The following is a 598-nucleotide window of genomic DNA, read 5'->3' on the forward strand; positions in this document are numbered from 1 at the left end:
TAAAGAATCCAACATGGTTTGTGTGCGTGCATAAGGGCTCAACATAGCAGCTGTATCAGCGATATTCAATTTGCTGTCAGCAGTACTGGTTAGGTTGCTGATAGTAGCATATGCGCTAAGCATAGCGGCCGTATCAGCAATATTCAATTTCAGGTTGATTTTGTTATCAGCTGCATTCAAAGAATCTAACATGGTTTGTGTGCGAGCATAAGGGCTCAACATAGCAGCTGTATCAGCGATATTCAATTTGCTGTCAGCAGTACTGTTTAGGTTGCTGATAGTAGCATAAGGACTCAACATGGCAGCTGTATCTGCAATATTCAATTTTTGGTTGATTTTGTTATCAGCCGCATTTAAAGAATCCAACATGGTTTGTGTGCGTGCATATGGACTTAACATCGCCGCTGTATCAGCAATATTTAATTTGCTGTCAGCGGTACTGTTTAGGTTGCTGATAGTAGCATAAGGACTCAACATGGCAGCCGTATCAGCAATATTCAATTTCAGGTTGATTTTATTATCAGCCGCATTCAAAGAATCCAACATGGTTTGAGTGCGTGCATAAGGACTTAACATCGCCGCTGTATCGGCGATATTC

Annotated in this window: 1 protein-coding gene; it reads right to left on the reverse strand. The window is 41.3% G+C overall.

The genetic code is table 11. The features are described from left to right. On the reverse strand, nt 1-598 hold a 598-nt coding region (locus GD597_RS21700), incomplete at both ends, for a hypothetical protein (RefSeq protein WP_171610014.1).

Origin of the sequence: Limnovirga soli (assembly GCF_013106755.1) — a bacterium.
Taxonomy (GTDB): Bacteria; Bacteroidota; Bacteroidia; order Chitinophagales; family Chitinophagaceae; genus Limnovirga; species Limnovirga soli.